At 66.2% G+C, this 23,217-nt stretch carries 23 protein-coding genes, 1 pseudogene and 1 riboswitch; of the genes and pseudogenes, 13 read left to right on the top strand and 11 right to left on the bottom strand.

What is annotated here, in order from left to right; all coding sequences use genetic code 11:
• The first annotated feature begins 120 nt into the window (after positions 1 to 120).
• Positions 121 to 1,473, top strand: coding sequence for a nodulation protein NfeD (locus HPY83_11660; GenBank protein ID NPV08600.1), 1,353 nt, complete (start codon positions 121 to 123; stop codon positions 1,471 to 1,473).
• Complete coding sequence (locus tag HPY83_11655; GenBank protein NPV08599.1) at positions 1,466 to 2,356, top strand: SPFH/Band 7/PHB domain protein; 891 nt, start codon at positions 1,466 to 1,468, stop codon at positions 2,354 to 2,356. The genes HPY83_11660 and HPY83_11655 overlap by 8 nt, the downstream gene beginning before the upstream one ends.
• Before the next feature lie 74 nt (positions 2,357 to 2,430).
• Here the strand turns inward: HPY83_11655 and HPY83_11650 are convergent, their stop codons facing one another.
• The gene (locus tag HPY83_11650; protein NPV08598.1) at positions 2,431 to 3,465 is read right to left on the bottom strand and encodes a Gfo/Idh/MocA family oxidoreductase; all 1,035 of its coding nucleotides are present in this window, start codon (positions 3,463 to 3,465) and stop codon (positions 2,431 to 2,433) included.
• A 228-nt stretch (positions 3,466 to 3,693) separates the two neighbouring features.
• On the opposite strand from HPY83_11650, the gene HPY83_11645 reads away from it, so the two are divergent.
• Positions 3,694 to 4,371 (top strand): hypothetical protein, encoded by a 678-nt coding sequence (locus HPY83_11645; GenBank protein ID NPV08597.1) that lies wholly within the window; start codon positions 3,694 to 3,696, stop codon positions 4,369 to 4,371.
• The gene (locus HPY83_11640; GenBank protein ID NPV08596.1) at positions 4,364 to 5,170 is read left to right on the top strand and encodes a creatininase family protein; all 807 of its coding nucleotides are present in this window, start codon (positions 4,364 to 4,366) and stop codon (positions 5,168 to 5,170) included. Before HPY83_11645 ends, HPY83_11640 begins: the two co-directional genes overlap by 8 nt.
• A gap of 15 nt (positions 5,171 to 5,185) precedes the next feature.
• Here HPY83_11640 and HPY83_11635 read toward each other — a convergent pair whose 3' ends face one another.
• On the bottom strand, positions 5,186 to 6,508 hold the full coding sequence (locus HPY83_11635; protein ID NPV08595.1) for an MFS transporter: 1,323 nt from the start codon (positions 6,506 to 6,508) through the stop codon (positions 5,186 to 5,188).
• A 207-nt stretch (positions 6,509 to 6,715) separates the two neighbouring features.
• Between HPY83_11635 and rnhA the strand changes: the two genes are divergently transcribed.
• Positions 6,716 to 7,363, top strand: a complete 648-nt coding sequence (rnhA, locus tag HPY83_11630) for a ribonuclease HI (GenBank protein NPV08594.1) — start codon at positions 6,716 to 6,718, stop codon at positions 7,361 to 7,363.
• Positions 7,364 to 7,451: 88 nt separating this feature from the next.
• Here the strand turns inward: rnhA and HPY83_11625 are convergent, their stop codons facing one another.
• The 9 genes and pseudogenes from HPY83_11625 to HPY83_11585 all read right to left on the bottom strand — a co-directional run bounded on the left by HPY83_11625 (position 7,452) and on the right by HPY83_11585 (position 15,528).
• The gene (locus tag HPY83_11625; GenBank protein ID NPV08593.1) at positions 7,452 to 8,198 is read right to left on the bottom strand and encodes a DUF1638 domain-containing protein; all 747 of its coding nucleotides are present in this window, start codon (positions 8,196 to 8,198) and stop codon (positions 7,452 to 7,454) included.
• Complete coding sequence (locus tag HPY83_11620; GenBank protein NPV08592.1) at positions 8,188 to 8,550, bottom strand: DUF86 domain-containing protein; 363 nt, start codon at positions 8,548 to 8,550, stop codon at positions 8,188 to 8,190. Before HPY83_11620 ends, HPY83_11625 begins: the two co-directional genes overlap by 11 nt.
• On the bottom strand, positions 8,534 to 8,839 hold the full coding sequence (locus HPY83_11615; protein ID NPV08591.1) for a nucleotidyltransferase family protein: 306 nt from the start codon (positions 8,837 to 8,839) through the stop codon (positions 8,534 to 8,536). Before HPY83_11615 ends, HPY83_11620 begins: the two co-directional genes overlap by 17 nt.
• A gap of 146 nt (positions 8,840 to 8,985) precedes the next feature.
• Complete coding sequence (locus HPY83_11610) at positions 8,986 to 9,828, bottom strand: methylated-DNA--[protein]-cysteine S-methyltransferase (GenBank protein ID NPV08590.1); 843 nt, start codon at positions 9,826 to 9,828, stop codon at positions 8,986 to 8,988.
• Positions 9,829 to 9,904: 76 nt separating this feature from the next.
• A complete protein-coding gene (locus HPY83_11605; GenBank protein ID NPV08589.1) occupies positions 9,905 to 10,678 on the bottom strand; it encodes an ECF transporter S component in 774 nt (257 codons plus the stop codon).
• Positions 10,675 to 12,198: pseudogene (locus tag HPY83_11600) on the bottom strand (ATP-binding cassette domain-containing protein). The gene HPY83_11605 and the pseudogene HPY83_11600 overlap by 4 nt, the downstream one beginning before the upstream one ends.
• 202 nt (positions 12,199 to 12,400) lie before the next feature.
• Positions 12,401 to 13,459: a hypothetical protein gene (locus HPY83_11595; GenBank protein ID NPV08588.1), complete on the bottom strand. Its 1,059-nt coding sequence runs from the start codon at positions 13,457 to 13,459 to the stop codon at positions 12,401 to 12,403.
• A 4-nt stretch (positions 13,460 to 13,463) separates the two neighbouring features.
• Entirely contained in the window at positions 13,464 to 14,147 is a 684-nt protein-coding gene (locus tag HPY83_11590; protein ID NPV08587.1) for a hypothetical protein, read from the bottom strand.
• 229 nt (positions 14,148 to 14,376) lie between these two features.
• Positions 14,377 to 15,528 carry a hypothetical protein gene (locus tag HPY83_11585; protein ID NPV08586.1) on the bottom strand — a complete coding sequence of 384 codons (1,152 nt, stop codon included), beginning with the start codon at positions 15,526 to 15,528 and terminating at the stop codon, positions 14,377 to 14,379.
• A 169-nt stretch (positions 15,529 to 15,697) separates the two neighbouring features.
• A riboswitch (cobalamin riboswitch) is annotated at positions 15,698 to 15,839 on the bottom strand.
• Positions 15,840 to 16,210: 371 nt separating this feature from the next.
• Between HPY83_11585 and HPY83_11580 the strand changes: the two genes are divergently transcribed.
• From HPY83_11580 to HPY83_11545, 8 genes are all read left to right on the top strand, one after another.
• Entirely contained in the window at positions 16,211 to 17,614 is a 1,404-nt protein-coding gene (locus HPY83_11580) for a sulfatase (GenBank protein ID NPV08585.1), read from the top strand.
• 212 nt (positions 17,615 to 17,826) lie between these two features.
• Entirely contained in the window at positions 17,827 to 18,840 is a 1,014-nt protein-coding gene (locus HPY83_11575) for a Gfo/Idh/MocA family oxidoreductase (GenBank protein NPV08584.1), read from the top strand.
• 170 nt (positions 18,841 to 19,010) lie between these two features.
• A complete protein-coding gene (locus tag HPY83_11570) occupies positions 19,011 to 19,727 on the top strand; it encodes a sulfotransferase (GenBank protein ID NPV08583.1) in 717 nt (238 codons plus the stop codon).
• A 182-nt stretch (positions 19,728 to 19,909) separates the two neighbouring features.
• The gene (locus HPY83_11565; GenBank protein NPV08582.1) at positions 19,910 to 20,902 is read left to right on the top strand and encodes a Gfo/Idh/MocA family oxidoreductase; all 993 of its coding nucleotides are present in this window, start codon (positions 19,910 to 19,912) and stop codon (positions 20,900 to 20,902) included.
• Between the two features lie 93 nt (positions 20,903 to 20,995).
• Positions 20,996 to 21,367, top strand: coding sequence for a DUF1801 domain-containing protein (locus HPY83_11560; GenBank protein ID NPV08581.1), 372 nt, complete (start codon positions 20,996 to 20,998; stop codon positions 21,365 to 21,367).
• Between the two features lie 202 nt (positions 21,368 to 21,569).
• Positions 21,570 to 21,830, top strand: a complete 261-nt coding sequence (locus tag HPY83_11555; GenBank protein NPV08580.1) for a type II toxin-antitoxin system prevent-host-death family antitoxin — start codon at positions 21,570 to 21,572, stop codon at positions 21,828 to 21,830.
• A complete protein-coding gene (locus HPY83_11550; GenBank protein ID NPV08579.1) occupies positions 21,830 to 22,234 on the top strand; it encodes a type II toxin-antitoxin system VapC family toxin in 405 nt (134 codons plus the stop codon). Before HPY83_11555 ends, HPY83_11550 begins: the two co-directional genes overlap by 1 nt.
• 117 nt (positions 22,235 to 22,351) lie before the next feature.
• On the top strand, positions 22,352 to 23,149 hold the full coding sequence (locus HPY83_11545) for a sugar phosphate isomerase/epimerase (protein NPV08578.1): 798 nt from the start codon (positions 22,352 to 22,354) through the stop codon (positions 23,147 to 23,149).
• Positions 23,150 to 23,217: the final 68 nt, after the last annotated feature.

The following is a 23,217-nucleotide window of genomic DNA, read 5'->3' as shown; positions in this document are numbered from 1 at the left end:
CGTCTCCTCTCATGGGAGGCCGGCATGAGTCGCTTGAGGCGTGGTTGGTGCTGGGCGGGTCTCGATCGGGCCGCGATCGTTAGGCCGTGCATGCCTTCCAGCTCGCCTGGGCAGGGGCGAGTGCGGAAACCGAGCCAAGCCGTCCTCCTCTGCCTGGTAGCGGTGCTTCTGGCCCTTCTGGCCGCATGGAGCATCGCCTGGGCCCAGACACCGGGCGGGGTGTTGGAGCTAGAGGCCAGGGGGGTGGTGGACCCCTTCCTGGCCCAGTACATTTCCCGCGGAATCTCAGTGGCGGAGCGGTACGGCGCTCGCCTGGTAGTCATCCGGATGGACACTCCAGGCGGCTTGGATAGCGCCATGCGCAGCATCGTGCAGTCCATCCTCAACTCGCGGGTCCCGGTGGTAGTCTACGTTGAGCCGCAGGGAGCGCGGGCGGCCTCGGCGGGGCTGTTCATTGCCATGGCGGCGCACGTGGCTGCCATGGCACCCGGCACCAACATCGGCGCCGCTCACCCTGTGGGCCTGGGAGAAGGCGAGGTGTCGGAGACCATGGAGAGCAAGGTGGTCAACGACGCCGTGGCCTACCTTCGCTCTATTGCCCAAGAACGGGGCCGCAACGCCGAGTGGGCTGAAGAGGCTGTCCGCCAGAGCGCCTCCTTGGCTGCCACCGAGGCGGTGGAGCAGGGGGTGGTGGACCTCATCGCGGCCGACGTACCCAGCCTCTTGACGGCGCTGGAGGGACGGTCGGTGTCGGTGGCCGGCCGCGAGGTGGTGCTGGAGCTGGGGGACGCCCCGCTGGACCGCTATCCCATGACCTTCCTCGAGACGGTGGTGCACGCGCTGGTAGACCCCAACATTGCCTACATCTTGCTCTCGCTGGGCACCATCGCCCTGGTGGCTGAGTTCTACAACCCCGGCGCCATACTTCCGGGAGTGACCGGCGCCGTATCCCTCATCCTGGCTTTCGTCGCCCTGGGCAGTCTGCCCGTCAACTGGGGCGGCATCGCTCTGATCGTGCTGGCGGTGATCCTCTTCGTGCTGGACATCGAGGTGTCCGGTTTCGCTCTCTCCGTCGCCGGGGCCATTGCCTTTGTGCTGGGTTCACTGCTGTTGTTCAGTCCCTTCACCCCTTCCGTCCCAGCCATGCCTGAGGTACGGGTGAGTCCCTGGCTCACGGTGGGCATGACCGCCCTGGTGTTGGGCTTCTTCGGTCTGGCTCTGACTGCGGGGGTGAGGGCCCAGCGGCGGCAAGCTCTGGTGGGGCAAGGGGTGCTGACGGGCAAGCTGGGGGTGGCGGAGTCTGCTCTCGATCCGACCGGGGTGGTGAGGGTGCTGAGCGAGACCTGGACCGCCGAGGCTGAGGATGCTCCCGTGGAGGCGGGTGCGAAGATCCAAGTCACCGCGGTAGAGGGGCTGCGCCTGCGGGTGCGGCGGGTACAGGAACAGGAGCACAAGGGAGGCACCGATGCCTGAAACGCTGGGGAGTCTCTTCGCGATCGTCGTTGTCCTGATTCTGCTGGTGCCGCTGGCCTATATGGCGGTACGCATCGTGCGCGAGTACCAGAGGCTGGTAGTGTTTCGCCTGGGCCGGGTGGTAGGGGAGCGCGGCCCCGGGGTAGTCCTGCTCATCCCCTTCATTGATCGAGCTATGAGCGTGGATCTCCGGGAGATCTACTTGGAGATACCGAAACAGACGTGCATCACCAAAGACAACGCGCCCATAGACATAGACTTCCTCATCTACTACAAAGTGACCGATCCGGTGGCCACCGTGGTCCAGGTGGGCAACTTTGCCGGTGCCTCCCAAGGCATCGCCATAACCACCCTGCGCGCCGTCATCGGAGACATCATGCTAGATGACGTGCTGGCCAAGCGGGAGGACATTAACCGGGTGCTGCGGGTCAAGCTGGACGAGGTGACCGAGCGCTGGGGGGTCAAAGTGACCAGCGTGGAGATCCGGGAGATCACTCCGCCGCGGGAGGTCCAGGCGGCGATGAACCGGCAACTGGCGGCGGAACGCGAGCGGCGCGCCATGGTCACCGAGGCCGACGGCCGGCGCGAGGCAGCCATCAAGGTGGCCGACGGCGAGCGGCAGGCTACGGTGCTACGGGCTCAAGGCGAACGCGAGGCGGCCATTCTGAAGGCGGAGGGGTTCGCTCTGGCGCTGGAGAAGGTCTTCAACGTAGCCCGTACGGTGGATCAGAAGACCATGAGCCTCCAGTATCTGGACGCGCTGACGGTGCTGGGCAACAGCCCGGCCACAAAGTTCGTCGTGCCGGTCGAGCTCACCAACCTGATTCGACCGGTGCAGGAGTACGTCCAGCGCACCTGGGGAGACAGCGAGCGGGGGGAATAGGACGCAGATGGCGCTGATCTACACTGATCAGAAGGAGATGAGGATCAGCGTAGATCAGCGTTCCATTCCTTGCTCTAGAGCGGCAACTGGACCGGTGTGCCCGTCTCGCCGGAGCGGTAGATGGCTTCCACGATCTCCAGCGCCTTGAGCCCGTCGAACCCGGTCACCGGCGGGCGCCTGCCCTCCAAGAGGGCGGTGGCGAAGCCCTCCACGATGCGATGACGGGCCGATGGTTGCGGTATGTCTATCGTCGTCCACTCTCGGGCGGGCACGTCCGAGCTGCCGTCCACGCTGTAGACCTGGATCTGCTGCCCGATCAGGACCTGCCCTTTGGTGCCGAAGACGCGGTCGCTTTCGGCGCCCATCGCGCCTCCCCGGATAGCTGAGCCCGCCTCCACCGAGCCAATGGCGCCGTTGTCGTAGCGCAAGGTAGCGAAGGCCAAGTCCTCCACCTCCACCGGAGTGGCGTAGGTGCCATACTCCCCATACGCCCTCGTCACTTCGAGGCCGGTGACGTAGCGCAGGGTATTGAAATCATGGATCAGGTTCATGATGAGGATGCCGCCGCCCGACCGGGCCTTCAGGGTGCGCCAGTCGGTGTAGACGCGACGGGTGTAGCCGCCGTGCCAGTAGTAGTCGGGCTTGTCGGCCAGGGCGGCATAGCGCACTCCGGCCACCTCCCCGATCACTCCTTCCTCGATGAGCTGCCGCACCCGAGCGCAGTTGGCGTCCACCTGAGCGATGAAGGCGATGCCGAGGGTGACGTTGTCCAGCTCGCAGTTGTGGATGATCTTCTTCGCGTCTACCACGTTGGTAGCGATGGGCTTCTCCAGGAGAATATGCTTGTTGGCCTGCGCGGCAGCTGTGGCCAGGGGAGCATGCAGGTCGTGGGGGACGGCGATGTACACGGCGTCTACCTGAGGGCTGGCCAGCACGGCCTCGAAATCGTCGGTGGCCTGGGCGCCGTAGGCCTCGGCCAGGTCCTGGGCCAGCGAGAGCTGAGTGTCCATGGTCATCACAATCTCGGCGTGAGGCGCCTCGGCCATGCCCTTGGCAGTCTGGACGGCTATCTCGCCGCAACCGACAATGGCGAACCGAACCTTATCCATGTCACGTCCTCCCAGAAGCAGCCTGACCTGTTAGCGACATGCGCAGTGGGCTGTACTAAGTCAGTATAGCCCATCGGCTGCCTTGCTGTCGCCTGGCCGCGGCGTACAATCCGGTGGCGGCTAGGCAGTGACCCGGGGGAGCGGCGCGCACGGCGCTGCAGGCCGGCCTCTGGGGGAGCGCGGCGAAATGAGAGGACGCTTCCCATGGGGCGGGAAGTGGAGGCTATAGTGAAACACGAGATCGGCATCGAGCAGCCCGACTACCTGGTCGAGGACTGGCCCGGGAAGTACCGCGTTTTCTCCTGGCTGGAGTACGTGGTCACAGTGCCCAACCCCGTCTTCATCGTAACCACCCTGAAGGCCAACGGACTGCCCAATGCCAACCTCCACTCTTGGGGCTTGCTCATCGGGGAGCAGGGCAACTACTCCTCCCTCTTGGCCCTTCTCCGTCACATTCATACTTACGACAACATCGTCCGCACGGGGGAGTGGTGCCTCAACTTCCCTTCCGTGGATCACTACCGCCAGTGCCTGGCGACGGTGCGCTGCAATGCCCTGACCGCCGACGAGATCACCACCGCCGGCTTCACCCTGGAGCCAGCCCGCACGGTGAACGCCCCGCGCATCGCCGAGGCGCTGGTGAGCCTAGAGTGCCGGCTGGAATGGGAGCACTCGCTCTACGAGGCCAGCACCTGGCACCTCTTTGCCGGCCGGGTGACCCACATCGCCATGCAGGAGAGCGCCATGGTACCCGACCCCGAAGAACGCATGCGAGCCATGAAGCTCATGTACAACATCCGCAGCACCGTTCATCCCCTGACCGGGGAGCAGTACGGACCCAATGCCTTCGGTGTGATCTGCCAGGTGGTCAGGCCGACCCACGAGGAGCGAGAGACCAGTGAGTGAGAACACGGCGGACTCCAGCGCCAAGGTAATGCTGACCGAGATGACCTGGCCCGAGGTGGGGGAGTTGGTGGGCCGTGGGGCGCTGGTGGTGCTCCCTGTGGCTTCGACCGAGCAGCACGGGCCCCATCTGCCCCTGAGCACCGACGCGGTGATCCTCAGCGAGTGCGTCAGGAGAGCCGCCGAGCGCGTGCGCCATCGCATCCCCATTGCGGTGGCACCGACGCTGCCCTTCGGCTTCTCCGAGCACCACATGGCCTTCCCCGGCACCCTGAGCCTGAGCGTGTCCGCCTTCCTGGCCGCGCTTACCGACCTGTGCCAGAGCCTCATCCGCCACGGCTTCCGCCGGGTCCTGCTGGTCAACGGCCACGGCGGCAACCGGGAGGTGGTGCAGGTGGCGGTGCGGCAGGTGATGTCGCAGCACCGGGCGGTGATCGGAGCGACCGACTACTGGGAGGTCGCCGGCCCGGCGCTGGAGGCAGCGGGAGCAGGCCAGGTGGGGCTGGTACCCGGCCACTCGGCCGGCTTCGAGACCACATGTATGCTCGCCCTGCGGCCTGACCTGGTCCACCTGGACCGGCTGCCGACCACCGATCTGTCGGTGCCTACCGCAACCGACGCTCGCAGCACGGTGAAGCCGCTGGGGGTGATGACCGCGCCCCACCGAGAGCAGCGGCCGGAGACGGGCGTGTGGGGAGATCCGACCCTGGTGCGGCCGGAGCTGGGCCCAGCTCTGGTGCAAGCCATCGTCCACTCGCTGGCAGACGTCTTCGAGGCTTTCGCCCGCACGGAGGGGCACTGAAGGCCGGATGTCGCCCTACGACCCCTCCCGCCCGGCGGCGATGGGACCCGGCATGGCCGGCAGAGCCGGCTCCGCCGCCTGCTCTCTAGCCAGCTCGCCCCGTGGGATGCGGAAGTAGGCCCAGAACAGGCCGGCGCCGGCTGCCACCAGCGCTGCCCCCATGAGGAACACCGCCCGATAGCCATGGGCGCTGGCCAGGTAGCCCCCGGCGTAGGCCACGCTGGAGGACCCGATGGCCACGCCCATCTGCTGGATCCCGGCCATGGTGCTGCGCCACTCCGGTGTGACCAGGGACTGCTGATGCACGATGACAGCCGGCCGGGCTACCGAGATCAGGGTCATCAGGCCGATGTAGCTGAAGGCGGCCGCCTGCCAGGTGGGTACCAGGGCCAGAGGCAGCAGGCTCAGGGACATTCCCAGGGCGGCCAGGGCATAGGTCTTGCCGTTGCCCAGTCGGCCGGTCAGCAGGGGCGCGGTCAGAGCGGCGGGAATGGCCAGCAGTTGCCCGGCGGCGGTGATGGTGCCGATCAGAGGCGTGGGCAGGCCCAGGAAGTCATCCATGTAGACGTTGAAGTAGATGCTGACCGACCGGTCGCCCGCCACCCGTATCATGAGAACGAGGGCCATGATGAGCATGAGCCCCAGAGGCATGGGACTGCCGGGGGACGAGGGGGCGCGGCCGCCAGTGGAGGGTTGCCGCACATCCTCAATGTCGCGGGCAGCCGTGAGGGCGATGGCCGCGGGCAGCAAGCACACCGCCCCTACCAGCAGGGCAGCACCGTAGGGCGCCGGGCTCGACAGGTCTTGGCCCAGTCGGGCGGCGAAGAGGGAAGGCAGCAGCCCGCCCACAAGGGACCCCAGGAACGCCGACCCTGGGGTGATGGCGTGATCCAGGGAGAAGGCGTGGCTGCGCGCCTCGGGCCTCGCGGCACCCATGAGGTAGGGGATCACGTTGACGGCCCGCAGAGCTCCGCCCAGGTTGGCGGTGAGGTAGGCGGAGATGAGCGCCGCGGGCACGGCAGCGGGCGGCAGCAGCCGCGTCAGGGGCAGCGCCGCGTAGCCCAAAGCAGTGAGAAGCACCCCGATCATCATCGCCTGGCGGCTGCCCCACCGCCGTCCCATGGCGCTGGCTGGCAGGCAGAAGAGAGCGCTGGCCGCCAACCCCGATCCATTGACGAGGCCCACAAACTCGGGGCCGTAGCCGAGGCGAAGCAGGAAGAGGTTGAGCAGCACGGCGTAGATACCGGCGACGCTGAACCCCTGTAGGCCGACGGCCAGCAAGACCAGGCGGACGTTGCGGCTCAGGCCGCGGAGCGCACCCACATAGCTCACGGGCAAAGGGAGACTCCATGAGCGGCGCTGGAAGCTGTGTCACCTCCACGCCGCTCCGATGTCGGAAGCAACGGCATGTTAGCCCAAGCGTAGCGGTCGGCCGCCGCCGGCGCAAGAGGCGATGCCCTCATCTCGTCGGCCACGCTTCCGGAGGTGCGAGCCAACGCGGGTGGTGTATACTCCGGGGCGCCCGCGACCTAAGGTGCACAACCAATGGCGAAAGGAGCGTCTCGGTTGCCCCTCTCAAACGCCCGTAGCGCTGCCGCTAACCGCCCGAACCGCGGCGAGCGGCGTCGCAGCTGTCCTGTCGCCGACGAGGTAGCCGGCTCGGCAGCCAAGGGGTCTACCCAGGGTTCGCCACGAGAGGAGCCGGATCCCGAGTCGAATGACCGGCCTCACGTGGACATCTTCACCGACGGTGGCGCCATCGGCAATCCGGGCCCGGGTGGATACGGCGTCATCCTCAGGTGTAGAGGCAAGGAACGCCAGATCTCCGGGGGATTCCGCCTCACTACCAACAACCGCATGGAGCTTATGGCGGCCATCGTCGGCCTCGAGGCCCTGAAGCGGCCGTCGAAGGTGACCATCCACACCGACTCGCAATACCTGGCCAACGCCATGACCAGGAACTGGGCCCGCAAGTGGCGGGCGCAGGGATGGATGCGGGGACGGGGACGGCCTGCCCTCAACCCCGACCTGTGGGAGCGCCTTCTGGAGCTGGTGGATCGGCACGAGGTCCGGTTCCACTGGATCCGTGGCCACGCCGGCCATCCCGAGAACGAGCGCGCCGACCGACTCTCAATGCAGGCAGCTAGCCGGCCGGACCTGCCGGCGGACGAAGGGTACCGGGGTGAGGAGTGATGCGTGATGCGTGATGCGTAAGTAGCGGCATGTGGGGAGACTGCGGCTACATGTCACGTATCACGTGTCACGCATCACGTATCACGCGTCACGCATCACGCGTCATCAGCGGGCAGGCACGGATGATGTCTTCGTCGTAGGTTACAGCGACCGCTTCCCCCGGCGGGACCTGGAGGAAGTCTGCATCCCACCGGCCGTGGATGAGCTTGCGCAGCAACGTGTCGTCTCCCTGCACTTGCTCGAAGGCCCAGCCGTTCCTCTCTGCCTCTTGGCGAGCGGCCTCCGCGGCTCGCTGGTCGCCGCCCACGCCCATGGCGATGAAGGCGGCCCGATTGTAGTGTTGGCGCCAGCCGCCCAACACCTCCATGAGATAGGCGGCGTTCTCCTCGCCATACTTCTCCACGTACTCCTCATAGGAACGGCGCCAGGCCGCCTCGCTGGTGGCCCCCAGGGCCACCGAGCCGTCGGAGTTCCGCTCGAAGTAGTCGGCGGTGTAGTAGTAAGTGCCCGGGTGGCCGTCGAACTCGGCGGCGTAGGCGGCCCGGGAACCCAGGTAGAGGGTGATGCAGTCGTGGGCGCGAGGTAGCACCAGAGGCAGCCTCCGCGCCATCAGCCCGGCAGTGGAATTGCTGCACAGGGCGTAGCCGAGAGCAATGGCATCGTAGCGGGACTCGTCCACGGCGTCTATGCGCTGCTGCAGCGCGCTCCGCAGCGTGTCCGGCTCGTTGTGCAGTCCCTTGTCCACCAGGTCGAAGTCCACCACGTGGGGGGAGTATGCGGCCGCCAGGTAGAGGGGGCGGGCGAGGACTTCACAGGCTATGACTCTAAGACGCATCGGGGTCGGACTCCAAAGACGAAAGGATAGTGGCCAACTGGCCTCTCAGCGCCGGCAGGTCCTCCTGTGTCACCGACCACACTACCGCCAAGTCGACATTGAGGTAGTCGTGCACGATGCGGTGCCTGGTACCGATGATGTCCGACCAAGGCACCTCTGGATGCTCAGCCTGGAACTCCCTTGACACCTGCCGGGCGGCTTCACCAATGACCTGCAACTGGTGGGCAACGGCGCTCTGTAGCATCCTGTTCTGGTAGAACAGCGCTTCAGATACGCCGGCGAGGAAGGAGTCTATCTCGCGGGCAGCGTCGAGCATGTGATGCAGATAGACGGCGTCAACTCGCTTCTTCATAGAGCACTACTTCTTCCTCTTCAACGTACGGGCGTATGTAGGGACTGAGGGCCTCCTCAGATATGAGATCCACGCGACGCCCGAGGCGCTCTCCCAGTTCCTGTTCTATCCCCGCTAGGCGAAACCCCAGAGGCTTGCGCAATGGGCGCTCGAACGTGACCAGTATGTCAATGTCGCTTCCCTCTTCTTCCTCGCCGCGGGCCACGGAGCCGAACACTGCTATGCGCCTGACCCCGTAGGGGCCCAGCAGTTCGAGCACCTCGTCCCGGATACGGTCAAAGTCGAGCATGGCCCTCCTCCATCGGTCAGACCCATTGTCGCCGGTTGGCCCTGCCCACGCCAACCGACGGACTGGCGCACCTGCGCTCGCCGACGAGCTCCGGCGAGTGCTCCCATGGACTGGAACGGGGCGGCGCTGAGGGCGTGCCGCCCGAGCTACTCCGTGGCCTCGCGCTCGCGCGCTGCCATCTCCCATCCCAGCATGGCCCGCTTGCGCAGCGGGCCGCCGCCGTAGTGCCCGAAGCGCCCCGTCTTGCGGATCACCCGGTGGCAGGGGATAAGGTAGCCCACCGGGTTGCTGCCCACGGCGTTGCCCACCGCTCGAGATGCCGTCGGGCGGCCGATCATGCCCGCCACATCCTCGTAGGAAAGCACGTGGCCGGGAGGGATGCTTAGCAGCGCCCGCCAGACCTGCACCTGGAAGTTGGTGCCCTTGACGAACAAGGCCAGAGGCACGTCGCCGGAGAAGGCCGCCTCGGCCAGCCGCCCGGTGCTTTCCGGGCTCTCCACCAGCCGGGCTCCTGGCCACGTGTGCCTGAGCTCTGCCAGAGCCGCGGACGGGTCGCCGTCATCGACGAAGTGCAGGGCGCAGATGCCCCGCTCCGTAGCGGCTAAGAGGCAGTAGCCGAAGGGAGAAGGATGCACCCCGTACTCGATCGTCAGCCCATCGCCCCGCCGCCGATATTCGCCCGGGGTCACCGCCTCCAGCGTGACGAATAGGTCGTGGAGTCGGCCCGGGCCGGATAGCCCGGCCTCGTAGGTCACCTCAAGCAGCGCCCGCGACTCCTGCAGCAGCTCCTTGGCGTACTCGAGGGTGAGGAACTGGAGGAAGCGCTTGGGGCTGATGCCGGCCCAACGACGGAACAGCCTGTGAAAGTGGTGCTCGCTCAGGTTCACGGCCGCTGCCACCTCTGCCAGGCTCGGCTGCCGGATGAAGTTGGCCTCCAGGTAGCCGATGGCCCGTTCCACCAGCCGGTAGTCATCCACTTGAGACACGATACCTCCCAAACGGCATGCTGACCGACACTGTACTAACGCGGCCGCACCAACTCAATCCGTTTCTTGCTCTCCCGTATCAGCCCAGGGAGAACTGGAAGCGGCGCTGGTAACGGCGCAGGGTGGTCACCAGGGCCCGGCCAAACAGGGCCAGCAGCACGGCGTTGCCTGCGGCGCGCATGGCGTCCCACCAGGCCGAGGTCAGCAGGTAGAAGGCCAGGTAACGCCGGAGTCCCTCGGCCAGGGTGGCCCCTGGACTCCAGTAAAGGTCCGCCTCGCCGGGAACGTTGATGAAGGGCCAGAACCACAGGTTCATGACGGCGCCGAAGATGAGGCCGGACAGGACTCCCCAGCCTATCAATACGGCCATCTCGGCCTGGGGCCGGCGCAGATGGGGCAGCCAGCCGCTGATCATACCCACCCACCCGGCACAGAGCATCTGGTAGGGCAACCAGGGCCCAATGCCGGCACCGATGAGGGCCGAGATCAGCAGGCTGAGGGAGCCCAGCAAGAAGCCGAAGGTGGACCCGTAGACGTAGCCGGTCAGGATGGGGAGCACGAAGATGGCACTGAAGCCGCCCGGGCCGGGGATGGCCCGCAGCACGGCATTCATGGCGGTTAGGACCCCTAGGACCGCCATGACCTTGGAGTTCATCTGCCGACCGGCCAGGTTGGCGGCCACGGCACCCAGGCAGAGCACCACCAGGGCTACGAAGATGACCGGGGCGTCCCCCGCGTGGGCCATGGGCCCGGCCTGGTCCGCGCCCGCTGGCGGAGCGAAGAAGGGCAGGAGCAGGGACCCGGCGCCCAGCAGGCTGGCTGCCAGCAGGATGGCGTGGTTCAGGTACCTCATGCCAGCACGTCCTCGACGGTCAGGCGCTCTCCATCGCCGAAGAGTCGACTGATCTGGGAGGCGTACCCTTCGTGGCGCAGCATCACTTCGCCCGGGCGGCCGGAGTCGAGGACACGGCCGTCCTGCAAGACGACCGTCCGGTCGGCGCAGGCGGCCACCAGCTCCACGTCGTGGGTAGCCATGAGGACCGACTTCCCCTCATCGCGGAGTTCCCGCAGTATCTGCACCAGCCGCGCCTTCTGCAGGTAGTCCAGCCCCAAGGTGGGCTCGTCCAGGAGAAGGATCTCGGGCTCGGCGACGAGGATGGCGGCCAGGGCGACCCGCTGCCGTTCCCCCTGGCTCAGGTCGCGGGGGTAGGTGTCGGCGTATTCGGCCAGGCCGAGCCGCTCCAACAGCGCCATGGGGTCGCGCGCCGGTAGGCCATGGCTGCGACGGGTGAACTCCAGCTCCGCCCGTACCGTGTCCTGGAAGAGAAGGCTGCCGGGGCTCTGGGGCACGAACCCGACTCGGCGGATGACCTGGTGCAGGCCCAGGCCGGCCACGCTGGCGCCATCGAGCAGGGCTTCTCCCTTCTCGGGCTTGAGCAGCCCCACCAGGACCTTTAGCAGGGTGGTCTTGCCGGCGCCGTTGTGGCCTTGCAGGGCCAGGATCTCTCCCTGCCGCAGCTCTAGGTCTACGCCCCGGAGCGCAGTGGCCTCGGGATAACTGTACCAGACGCCGTGCATGGCCAAGCGTACCTCACCGGGAGCCGGATGGGCGCGATGGCCGTTGTTCGAAGGAGGGAGGTCGCGGGCGAAGGGCCGCGCCTCATCCACCGTGAGAGGGAGAGGAGTCCACCTAAGGTGGCGCCCCAACGCCGCGACGGGCGGGGCCAGGGGCACCTGGGGCAGCACCTGGCGTGGACTGCCTACGGTGAGGGGGCCGCCGGGCCCGGAGCAGTAGACGATGCGGTCGGCGTAGGGGACCACCCGCTCTAGCCGGTGCTCGGAGAGGAGGACTGTAAGGCCCTGTTCCCGGTTCAGGCGTACCAGGGTGGACAGCAACTCATCCGCTGCCATGGGATCCAGCTGAGAGGTAGGTTCGTCCAGCACCAGCAGCCGGGGGCGCAGGGCCAGGGCGGCGGCTACCGCTACCCTCTGCCGCTGCCCGCCGGAGAGAGTGCTGAGCCGGCGCCCCAGGAGGGCCTCGATACCCAGCTGGCGACTGACCTCTCGCACTCGCTCCACCATCTCGGCTCTGGGGTATCCGCGGGCCTCCATGGAGAAGGCGAGCTCTCCCTCCACGTCATCCACAATGAACTGCGCCTCCGGGTCCTGGAAGACGAACCCCACCAGGTCGCTCATACCTCGCGGCCCGAGGACCACCGGCTCCCGCCCGAAGACGCTCACCCTTCCGGAGAAGACGCCGCCATAGAAGTGGGGGACCAGTCCGTTGAGGCAACGTAGCAGGGTGGACTTGCCGCCGCCGCTGGGGCCCATCACCAGCGCTAACTCCCCCTCCCCCAGGTCCAAGTCCACCCGTTCCAACGCCGAGCGGTCGGCATCGGGATAGCGGTAGGTCACCTGGCGCAGGTTAACGGGGCTGCCTCTGCTATGCCCCACCACTCCTGAAGCAGGCGCAAGCGCACACGGCGAAGCCGTGTCTCGCAGCCCTGCCCCTACTGCGTGTTCGCAGGCAGGCGGGCTGTCGAAGGGGCGGCCCTGCGTAGCCGCCTTCCCCCGGTCACGACTCGGCACGCACCACCTCCGGCGCAGACGAGCGGGCCGACATCGCTGCCGGCGCCCCCAGCAGCAGCAGTGCCATCCCGAGCAGCGGATCGAACGACGGCAGCAGGTCGCCCGGGGGATAGGGGTAGTAGACCAGCCCGGTGGCACTCCAGCGGTTCGCCGTGAGCAGAGCCAGGAACGAGACTGCTGCCAGAAGGGCCACTATCCGGCTCGGCCAATCCCAGCGCCATACCCGGTAGTAGGAGCGGTGCACCCTGCGCCCCTGGTACCAGAGGATAGCCGCGATGCCCCCTCCGGCTGCCAACGAGAGCGCGTCTCCCAGCGAGCGGGCGTCGGGGTAGTAGGCCCGGACGAAGAGCCCGCCAGTGAGGGACAGCAGCCCGATGAGAAGCCCGATCTGGAGAAGAGCGTTACGTCCGGGGGCCAGGGGCCGAATGCCGCTACCGTAGCCTCGAGCCTCCATCGCCTCGGCCAGCTGGATGGACCGCTCCAGGGCGCTGGCCAGCAGGGGCGCGATCAGAGGAAGTAGGTCGCGCAGGCCGCGAAAGCGGTGCCCGCGCAGCGTCTGGGCCTGGCGGATGTCCTCGAAGGTCGCGGTCATCACCGGGACAAAGGTGACGGCGATGGAGGCGATCATGCCTGCGTGGTAGAAGGCGGAAGGGACGAGCCGGAGAAGCTCGTGCTGCTCCACAGCAGTGTTGAAGGCGGCGAAGGTGGTGAGTAACAGCACCAGCGCCAGCCCGTTGAGGAAGCCGAAAAGCACCCCCTCGGCGGTCACCGGCCCTCCGATGACGGGCCAGTTGCGGGGGAGGGTGAAGAGGACGTAGCGTCCAATGTGAGAGGACAGGGCATTGAAGGGTATGGTGATGCCCCACACCCACAGCCCCAGCTTGAGGATGCTGCCCCAGCGGGCGCGAGGGTTGTAGCGTCGGGCGGCGGAGTAAGTGAGCCAGACGACCAGTAGTAGTAGCGACAGATAGAGGGGGTTACGCGTCCCCAGAGCGGCGGCAGCCGCTGCCACCACCCAAAAGGTCAAGGCCACCGGATGGAACACGGCTCTATCTCCTCGCCCAGGCCAGGGCGCCCAGAAGCCCCAGGGGCAGTAACAGCAGAACCGCCGACGGGCAGGCCAGGCCGGTACCCACGGCCGGCTCCGCGGTAGGAGAGACGGTGCGTTCCGGGCTGGCCTCGGAAGGAGGGGCCGGGGCGACGGTGGCCGTGGCGGCCTCGCTAGGCTGTGCCGCCGTGGCAGTGGCGGTCACCGCCGCCGTTGGAACTGCACTGGCAGAGGGAGCACAGGCCGCATCGGCAGGGGTGGCTGGGAGCGTCGTTCCGTCGCCCCATACCCAGGCGTCCACGTCGCCATCGCTCACCTGGCGCAGGCCGGGCCCCAGCGGGGAGTAGATCCAGGCGGCGTCTTTCCAGTAGAAGTAGGTCCAATAGGTGCAGGGAGTGCCCAGGCACTGGCAGAAGCAGTGCTGGCGGCCGGGCTCGCAGCCGACCTCCCCGATCTGGCAAATCTGAGTGCCCATCCCTGCTGTAGCCATGCCCACCGGCAGCCCGCTGAGCTGAAGCAGCTCGGTTCCGGTGACGCTCTCCCGAGGCAAGGTGAGGCAGAAGACGTCGGCCCGCCCGTCCCCGTACTCCACGATCAGACCGGCGCTGCCGAACGAGGGCGTCTGAGCTAGCGCCGGGGAGCCGGGTGAGAGCGTCGCCAGGACGAGCAGCAGCGCGACCAACATTAGGCGGAGCACGTCCGCCCCGCGGCGTGCTCCTGCCTGGCTGCACGAGTTCGTCCCAGCCAGGCCCGCTGCCGTAGGGGCGAACCCTGTGTTCATCCGCTCGGTGCACAGGCGAACACAAGGTTCGCCCCTACGATTGTTGCGCGCCCAGCACGTCCTGGGCAGGGCGCTCGACTGACTCATGGTCCCGTCCTCTGGTTCCCCTCGTTCGGCCGGATGGATGGTAGCCTCAGCGCTGGCCCAGTCGCCGGCGCAGGAGGTAGCCTCCGCCGGCGAGAAGCGCCCCGGTGACCATGAGGATCTGCCCCCACGGGGTGGAGGGCAGGACGCCGCCCGTGGTGGGGACGACGGGAGCCGGGGTGGTAGCGGGCTCGAGAGGGGCCGCCGTCTCGGTGGGGACGGGCGTGGCTTCCATGGCGGCCACGGGCGGTTCCGCCCCGACCGGGGTCACGGCGATGGGATAGGGCCGTCCGAGCAACGCCGGTACGGCCTGAGCGGTGGCCAGGAGGTTGTTGTCCGGGAAGGCTGCCTGCCAAGCGAAGGCGCCGCTTTGGTTCTGCAGCGCTGCCAGCGCGTCCCGGGGCCCGTTGCCCTCGCTGCTGACCCAGTCGGCCAGGTCCTCGCCCACCGCCACCAGCGCCTGTAGGACGACGGCGGTGGAGTTGGCGTCGGTGTCGGTGCCGTAGGGCGAGGGCTTCTGATAGCAGAAGCCGCCATCCTCGTTCTGGAGGCCGCGCAGGTACTCCAGAGCTGAGGTGACCGCCAGTTCATCGGAGGCGACGCCGGCGGCCACTAGCGCCTGCAGCGCCAGGGCGGTGGTGTTGCTGTCGGTATCGGCCTCGTCGGGGGAGGCGTTCCAGGCCCAACCGCCGTTGGGGGCCTGCCGGGCGACCAGCCAGTCCACCGCTGCAGAAGGTACCTCCTGTCCGGCCGAAGTCAGAGCCAGCATGGCGTAGAGGTGGTCGGTGAGGATGGCCTCCGGGCCGCCGAACTTGCCCTCGGCGTCCAGGCTGTCCCCGATAACGCCGATGAGATCGACGCCATCCACGTCGGAGGCATCGCGGCCAGCGGCGGTGAAGGCGAGAGCCACCTTCGCCTGAGCGCCCACGGTAGTGGCCTGGTCCACATTGGCGGCCAGGAAGTCGAGCGGGCTGTTGCCCCCAACTGCCACGGAAGTCAGGTCCTCGCCCGCAGCAGCCAGGGCGTAGACTACCTCGGCGGTCTCAGAAAGGGTGCTCTGCTCCATGCCGAAGCCGCCGTCCGGACGTTGCTGGGCTTTGAGCCAGTTGACGGCCTCAGGGGCACTGGCGTGTGCCGGAAGGACTGAGAACAGGAGAAGGGACACGAGCAGCACGAGTGACAGCAAAGGGCGACCTCTCACAGCGTACCTCCTCAGCGATATACCTGCGGCTCCGCGATCGGCGCGAAGTTGGGGCTACACACCACCTGACCCCGACGGGAGGTCGGGGTCAGCGGGCATCGAGAGGAGGATTCAGGCGCTGGATGAGCGTCGCCGTCCTGCTCGTGCTTCCGCCCCCTGTCCACGCAGGTGCTGAAAGCAGGGCGATGGCGGGTGTTCTGGCTCCCCCGACATCGGGGTTACAGTTGCGGGACAGCGCCGGACTTTCACCGGTCTTTCCCCATTAAGCCTTGGCGTCCGGGCTTCAGGACACCATCGCCTGCGTATTCAACTGGGGCCGATTATAGGGTGGCGAGGTGGCAGTGTCAATCTGTGGAGGAGCGCGGGGCGCGCGAAGCCTGCCCCTGCGCCAGGCTCTGAGCTTGTCAAAAGGGCACTCGCCGACACGGCCGGGCTGTGCCTGGCCCTGAGGGACTGCGGCTGGGCTGCTGGGCGCGAAGGATGGTCCCAGAGCGCCCTTCAGCGCGCGGCTGAGCAGTGACGCACTCTGCGGCAACGTCTGCCGCTGCTCACACTATGCAACTGCGGCCTGGCGGGGTAGAATCGCGCTACCTGCCACAAAAGGTGTCCGCGCCGGCCAGAGGCGACGGTCCTGCCTGGACCACCCACGTCCGCGCGGCCTAGAGAGCTGCAAGAGGAGACCATGGCCACCAGACGCAGGCGCAAGCCCAACATCGTGCTATTCGGGATTGACTCACTCCGGGCCGATCACATGTCGTGCTATGGCTACCACCGCCTCACCACTCCTCACATTGACCGGTTCGCCCGGGGAGGTGCCCTCTTCGAGCGCACCTACAGCGCCCACATACCCACCACCAGCGCCTACGCCAATATGTTCACCGGACGGGACGCGTTCGGCACCCAGGTGGTAGCACTGCGCCACAAAGGTGCTATGCGTTCCGAGGCCAGGACGCTGGCCCAGATCTGCAAGGAAGCCGGCTACAACACCACTTCGGTCGGGTTCAAGGGCAACCCGGCCTCCCGCGACTTCGACAAGTACATCGAATTCGCCGGTTGGGGGAGTTGGGAGGAGGGTCGCAGCCCCAAAGCTCAGAACCTCAACGAAGTGACCGTGCCCGAGCTAGAACGGCTGGCCCGGGCCCGTAAGCCCTTCTTTCTCTTCCTGCGGCACATGGATCCACACGCGCCCTACCTGCCGCCCGAGCCCTACGAGCGCATGTTCTACCACGGCAACGAGACCGACCCGGCCAACAAGTCCATGGAGCCGGTGATGTCCTTCAAGCCCTTCCGCGACTTCTTCGCCTCCTGGATGCCGCCTGGCATCACCGACAAGGACTACGTCATCGCCCAGTACGACGGCGCCGTGGCCTACATGGACGCCTGCATGCAGACGCTCTTCACCCAGTTGGAGACGCTGGGCATCCTGGACGATACCATCGTGGTCATCAACTCCGACCACGGAGAGACCCTCTACGACCACGAGTGCTACTTCGATCACCATGGGCTCTACGATCCCACTCTCCACGTACCCCTCATCATCCGCTACCCGGCCAAGGTGCCGGCGGGCGTGAGAGTGGGAGGGTACAACCAGCACAAGGACCTGCTGCCCACCATACTGGAGCTGGCCGAGATAGACCCGGGCGACTACCAGATGGACGGACGAAGCCTGATGCAGTTGGTGCGCGGCGAGGAACCCTCCTTCGAGAGCGAGATCTACCTCACCGAATGCACCTGGATGCGCAAGCACGGTTGGCGCACCCCGGAGTGGAAGCTCATCGAGGCCCTGGAGCCGGACTTCCACTTCAAGCCACCGGTGGAGCTGTACAACCTGATCCAGGACCCCGAGGAGAACGAGAACCTGGCCGACAGCGAGCCAGAGGTGGTGGAATACCTGCGCGCACGCATGCAGGCGCATATCGCCCGGCGAGAGGAGGAAACGGGACTGCCTAATCCCATCCATCACCAGGGCGACTGGCATGGGCATGAGGGCGTGGGAGCCTTCAAGACGTCGGAGCAGGCCTACGAGACGCTGTACATCGGCGGCGTCCGCCAGGCGATCAAGCTCCAGGCCGAGGCTCGGAAGTAGGGAGGGATTCACCGCAGAGGCCGCAGAGAACGCCGAGAAGACGCAGAGAGAGAAGGAGGGGAGGAGCAGAAGGCGACGGCTCAGACTCCGGAGAGGTGAGATACCGTGCCGGTCTTCGGACTGTGTTCAGTCCAGCCGTCTTCCATCCTGTTGTCTTCCCTGCGCTCTCGGCGGTCTCTGCGGTTAGATCTGGTTCGATCTGGGAGGGAGAAGTGGCTTTGAACGTGGCTATCGTAGGCATGGGGAACATCGGCAACATCCATGCCGGAGTGTACCAGAAGCACCCCGAGACCGATATCGTCGCCGTGTGCGACATCATCAAAGACAGGGCCGATCGGGCCGCAGAGAAGTACGGCGCTCGCGCCTTCTACTCCGTGGACGACATGCTGGCCAGCGGGCTAAGGATAGACATCGCTAGCGTCACCACCGCGGGCAAGGAGAACGGCGGCGATCACTACCGGCCCACCATGCAGCTGTTGGGCGCCGGCATCCCCGTCCTGGGGGAGAAGCCTATCTCCAATGACCTGGACGAGGCCCGCCAGATGGTGGCCTTGGCCAAGGAGAAAGGCTTGCGCTACGGCATTAACCTCAACCACCGCTTTACTCCCGCCGCCCTCATGGCCAAGCAGTGGGTAGATGAGGGCCGGCTGGGTGAAGTCAACATAATCAACATGAAGATGTGGATCAACAACCCGAACGAGACCTCGCCCTGGTTCCACATCCGCGCTCTGCACCCGCATTCGCTGGACGTAATGCGTTACTTCGGTGGCGACGTGGAGAGGGTGCAGGCCTTCTTCAAGCGCGGTCCGCGCCAGGACGGTCCGGATGGGCGCCGCGTCTGCTGGTCCAACGTGCAGGTGAACCTGCTTTTTCGAAACGGCATCATCGGCCACCTGACTGGCTCCTACGACGCCGGGGGGTCGTACGGGCTGGAGACATTGGAGGTGGTGGGTTCCGAGGCGCGCTTCGTGCTTCTGGACGCATGCGAGCACCTAACCTTCTACCCCCGCTTCTCCCGGGAGACGGTCACCTACGACTACGTGGGCGGCATGATGAGCTTCAGTGAGACCTTCGCCAGCCGCATCGGCCGCTGGATCGAGCAGAACCTGGAAGGCGCTCGGCCGGAGGAGATAGACGCTTCGGGCGAGGACGCCCTCAAGGTGCAGACCATCATCGAGGCCATCATCGAGTCCTGGGAGAAGGGGACGGTCGTCACACTGGCGTGATGCGTGACGAGTGATACGTGATACGTGATACGTGATGCGTGATACGTGATGAGTCTCAGGATCTGAGTGTCACTCGTCACGCATCACTCGTCACGTATCACGCATCACGCATCACGCATCACGTATCACTCACCACTCGTCCGGTACATTCTTGCGATGGATATGTCGTCATGAGCCTCATCACCATCATCGGTCGTGGCCACGGGGGGACCCGGGCCATGTCGCATACGCTTGCCGCCAGCGGCGTCTTCATGGGGACGCCGCAGAACCGCTCCGGAGACCTTCTGCCCCCTTGGGACATGTACGAGGCTTGCCGGGTGATGTCTCGCTACGTCCGGTGGAAGGGCGGCTTGGAGTGGGACTGGAGCGCCCTGACGGAGATGCAGATCCCGGAGGAGTTCACGGGCCTGATCCGGTCCTACCTGCGTTCGGTGCTGGCCAGCGATGCCCGGCACAGGGGGTGGAAGATCCCCGAGACCACCCTGGTATTCCCGTGGATCGTGCGGATGTTCCCGGAGGCCAAGTACATACACTGGGTGCGCGACCCGCGGGACAGCATCCTGGGTGCTCACGTCACCGACGATCTGCGCCGCTTTGGAGTCGAGTATCCGGAGACGGATGACATTCGCCGGCGCCGGGCCATCTCCTGGAAGTATCAGGACGATCTAGTCAGGGCGACGCCAAAGCCGGAGAACTGGCTTAGCGTGCGGTTCGAGGACTTCGTACTGCGGCAGGACGAGACCCTGCAGCGGCTGAGCGACTACCTGGGCATCAAGCTAGCCAAGATTCGGGTGCTTCCGGAGGCCGTAGGACGGTGGCGCTCGGGCACGGGCGTGCACAGGTTCGACTTCTTGGAGCCGGCTATGAGGGAGTACGGCTACGTCTGATACCCGGACCGGCCACAGAGCCACGGAGTAGGGGATAGGTGATAGGTTATAGGGGATAGGGAACGCGCTCCTGGCGTTTCCACCCTGGGACCGGCAACCTGTTCCCTATTCCCTACTCCGTGTCTGCGTGGCTCTGTGGCAGACTGAACCCACGTACTACGGATTCGCTGGGAGAGAGAACCATGCTGCGAGTCGGCGTCATCGGGCTGGGGCCCATCGGCAACCGCCATGCCCGCATATACCGAGAGGATCCGCTAGCCGAACTGGTGGCGGTGTGCGACATAGACCGCCAGCGCGCCGACCAGGCCGCGGTCACCCACGGCGTGCCTGCCTACTACGACGCCGAGGACATGCTGGCCAAGGCCAAGCCTGACTTGGTGAGTGTCGCCACCGGCGGCCACGAGTACGGCAGCGACCACTACCTGCCCACCATGCAGGCTTTGGACGCCGGATGTCACGTGCTGGTGGAGAAGCCCATCTGCAATGAGATTCCGCCGGCCGAGGAGATGGTGGCCAAGGCGAGGGAGAAGGGACTGTGCCTGGGCGTGAACCTTAACCACCGCTTCACTCCGGCCGCCCTCCTGGCCAAGCAGTGGCAGGACGAGGGCCGGCTGGGTCACCTGCTCTTCGTCAACATGAGCATGTGGATCATGAACCCGCGGGAGAGCTCACCCTGGTTCCAGATCAAGGCCCTGCACCCGCATACGGTGGACATCATGCGCTACTACTGCGGCGACGTGGAGGCGGTGCAGTGTTTCGCCACCAAGGCTCCCGGACGCCAGATCTGGTCCACGGCCCACTTCAGCCTGCGCTTCAAGAACGGCGTAGTCGGCGGCCTGACTGGCTCCTACGACATCGAGCGCGGCCATCCCATGGAGCGCTGCGAGGTAGCCGGCACCAGGGGTCGCTTCGTTATCGAGGACATGTTCCACGAGGTGACTCTGTACCCGGCGGGCGACCTGGTCAAGCGGGTCTACACTAACCCCATCTTCGGGGGCATGCGGGACTTCGAGGACACCTTCATCAACCGCATCCACCGCTTCCTGGAACAGGTATCCGAGGGGGTGGCCCCCGAGGACATAGACGGCTCTGGTGCCGACGGCCTGGCGGCGCAGAAGGTGTTGGCCGCGGCAATAGAGTCTATCCAGACAGAATCAGTGGTCTACGTGAAGTAATCCGGCGGGGCCGCGCCAGCGCGGTCCCGGCGTGGTCCTCGTTCGTTGCGCTGGTGCCCGGAGAAGTTGGCTTTTCTGACGGAGGAAGCAGCCATGTCTGAAACGAAGGCCAATAGGAGGAGAGCGGCGAAAGCCGACAGCGAGGCGGCAGTTCTGGAGAAGATTGCCGCCATGCCGGCGCCCTACCGCGAGATGGGAGAGCGCCTTCATGCTCTCATCCGTCGGACGGCGCCGGAGCTCGAGCCGAGGTTGTGGTATGGCATGCCGGCGTACGCAAAGGACGGAAGGGTCATCTGCTTCTTCCGCGCCGACACCTACATGACGTTCGGGCTCGCTGAGAAGGCGAACCTCGCCCCCGAGGAAGGCGCGTCGGACCTTCTCATCGAATCTGCCTGGTTCTTCACCGCGCTCGACGAGGCTACCGAGGCCAAGCTCGCCGACATCGTCCGGAGGGCGGCGGCCTAAGGGCGCCAGGTGACGCACGGCTAAGCGGCACGGCAGGTCATTGCCGCCACTGCGTCCACACGGACCGGCCCTGAGGCTGGCGGGTGTAGGAGCTGCCTGGGCTCACCGGCCTGGCCCATGCTACAATGTACCCACATATGAGCACACAACAGGGCGGGCGATACGAGTCGTCAGCATCGCCGATCTGTGAGGAGGCTGTACGGTGGAGTCTGTGGGCGTCAGAGAGCTCAAGCAGCGGGCGAGTGAGATCATCCGTCTTGTGCGAGAACAGAAGCAGGAGGTCGAGATCACCTATCGCGGAGAGACGGTGGCTCGAATCGTTCCCGTGTTCGGCCGGGACGCTGAAGAGCGGGACCGGGACGCCTGGGAGGAGCTACGCCGGATCGGGAAGGAGATCAGCCGGCAGTGGCCAAAGGGCGTGTCGGCTGTCGAGGCTATCCGCGAGGACCGCGGTGCGCTCTGATGGTGGTGGACGCATGCGTCTGGATCAGCCTTCACCTGGCCCACGATAGGTATCATCAGGCGACCGACCGGTGGTTCCGCCGCGTGGAACGTCAGCGGACGCCAATGGTCGCGCCGGTGATCCTGCTGGCGGAGGTCTCTGGGGCCGTCAGCCGTCGGACAGGTGACAGTCCCGGGGCCCAGGCCTTAGTCCAGGCAATGTCTCGCCTCAGCACCTTGAGCCTACTGCCGGTAGACCGCGAGCTCGGCGACATCGCCGCCCGTCTGGCTGCCGATCTCAGGCTGCGCGGCGCCGACGCCTGCTACGTCGCCGTGGCGCAGACGCTGGACCTACCCTTGGTAACTTGGGACGAGGAGCTACGGGAACGGGCTCAGCGGGTGGTCGCTGCAGTGGAGCCGGAGTGACCAGCCGGGCCGCGCACTCCGCCGCACAGAGCCATCCTCTGGGTGAGCCTTCTCTGGTGTCTCGGCGCTCTCTGGGGTCTCATCGGTGCGCCTCAACCTGCAACGTAGGAGCATAGCATGAAACTGGGAGCCAACTCGGTCCTCTTCGGCGGCTACGACATGGAGACCGCCTTCAAGTACGTCGCCTTGTGCGGCTACGACGGCATCGAGATCTCCGCCATCGAGGGTATGAGCCAACACCTGGTGCTGGACCACTGGCGGGAGATCGCCCCCGAGATCAGGCGCCTGTCACAGGAGTACGGCCTGGAACTGCTCGCCATGGAGCAACCCTCCCGGGACCCCCAGCGGATGGAGACCGCCTTCCAGGCGGCGGTTGAGTTGGGCATCCCCATCGTCAACTGTGGCCCCGGGGGCAGGGCCGGCGATGAGGAGAGCGTCAAGGAGGTAATCGAGTCCCTGAACATGCTCTCCCGCATGGCCGAGAGGTACGGCGTCACTCTCTGCGTCAAGGCCCACGTGGGCGCCGCCATCCATGACACTCCCAGCACGCTTCGTGCCATGCAGGTCATTGACTCCCCCGCCTTCGGCATAGACATGGACCCCTCGCATATCTACCGCGCCGGCGAGAATCCGGTGGAGGCCATCGCTGCGGTGATCTCGCGGGTGAAGCACGTTCACATCCGGGACTGCAAGGGCCGCCAGCAGAGCCCGGGCAAGCCCGAGATGCAGACGAACGGCCGGGGGGACATAGACCTGGTAGGTTACATCCGGGTCCTGCACGAGAACGGCTATAACGGCCCGCTCGACTTAGAGATCATTGGGGCAAAGGATTACCCGCTGGACCGGTGCATCATCATCGCTGCCGAGTCGCGCGGTCACATGCAAGCCTGTCTGCAGGCGGTGGGGGCGCGCTAGGCGACGAGGGGCCGGCAGCGCGTCTTGCAGCCCTCTTGACGAAGATCGGGGTCTTGGAGTAACCTGGG

The sequence above is a fragment of the Anaerolineae bacterium genome, from assembly GCA_013178015.1.
Lineage (GTDB): Bacteria > Chloroflexota > Anaerolineae > DRVO01 > DRVO01 > Ch71.
Note: the sequence above shows the minus strand (reverse complement) of the source record. Positions and strands in the feature narration are given on the sequence as shown.

Bases quoted from the DNA above. Each gene is read 5' to 3' on its own strand.
- HPY83_11565 (NPV08582.1), top strand. From the start codon at position 19,910: ATGCTGCGAGTCGGCGTCATCGGGCTGGGGCCCATCGGCAACCGCCAT.
- HPY83_11590 (NPV08587.1), bottom strand. From the start codon at position 14,147: ATGTTGGTCGCGCTGCTGCTCGTCCTGGCGACGCTCTCACCCGGCTCC.
- HPY83_11560 (NPV08581.1), top strand. From the start codon at position 20,996: ATGTCTGAAACGAAGGCCAATAGGAGGAGAGCGGCGAAAGCCGACAGC.
- HPY83_11570 (NPV08583.1), top strand. From the start codon at position 19,011: ATGAGCCTCATCACCATCATCGGTCGTGGCCACGGGGGGACCCGGGCC.
- rnhA (NPV08594.1), top strand. From the start codon at position 6,716: ATGGCGAAAGGAGCGTCTCGGTTGCCCCTCTCAAACGCCCGTAGCGCT.
- HPY83_11625 (NPV08593.1), bottom strand. From the start codon at position 8,198: ATGCGTCTTAGAGTCATAGCCTGTGAAGTCCTCGCCCGCCCCCTCTAC.
- HPY83_11545 (NPV08578.1), top strand. From the start codon at position 22,352: ATGAAACTGGGAGCCAACTCGGTCCTCTTCGGCGGCTACGACATGGAG.
- HPY83_11650 (NPV08598.1), bottom strand. From the start codon at position 3,465: ATGGATAAGGTTCGGTTCGCCATTGTCGGTTGCGGCGAGATAGCCGTC.
- HPY83_11580 (NPV08585.1), top strand. From the start codon at position 16,211: ATGGCCACCAGACGCAGGCGCAAGCCCAACATCGTGCTATTCGGGATT.
- HPY83_11615 (NPV08591.1), bottom strand. From the start codon at position 8,839: ATGCTCGACTTTGACCGTATCCGGGACGAGGTGCTCGAACTGCTGGGC.
- HPY83_11550 (NPV08579.1), top strand. From the start codon at position 21,830: ATGGTGGTGGACGCATGCGTCTGGATCAGCCTTCACCTGGCCCACGAT.
- HPY83_11620 (NPV08592.1), bottom strand. From the start codon at position 8,550: ATGAAGAAGCGAGTTGACGCCGTCTATCTGCATCACATGCTCGACGCT.
- HPY83_11605 (NPV08589.1), bottom strand. From the start codon at position 10,678: ATGAGGTACCTGAACCACGCCATCCTGCTGGCAGCCAGCCTGCTGGGC.
- HPY83_11655 (NPV08599.1), top strand. From the start codon at position 1,466: ATGCCTGAAACGCTGGGGAGTCTCTTCGCGATCGTCGTTGTCCTGATT.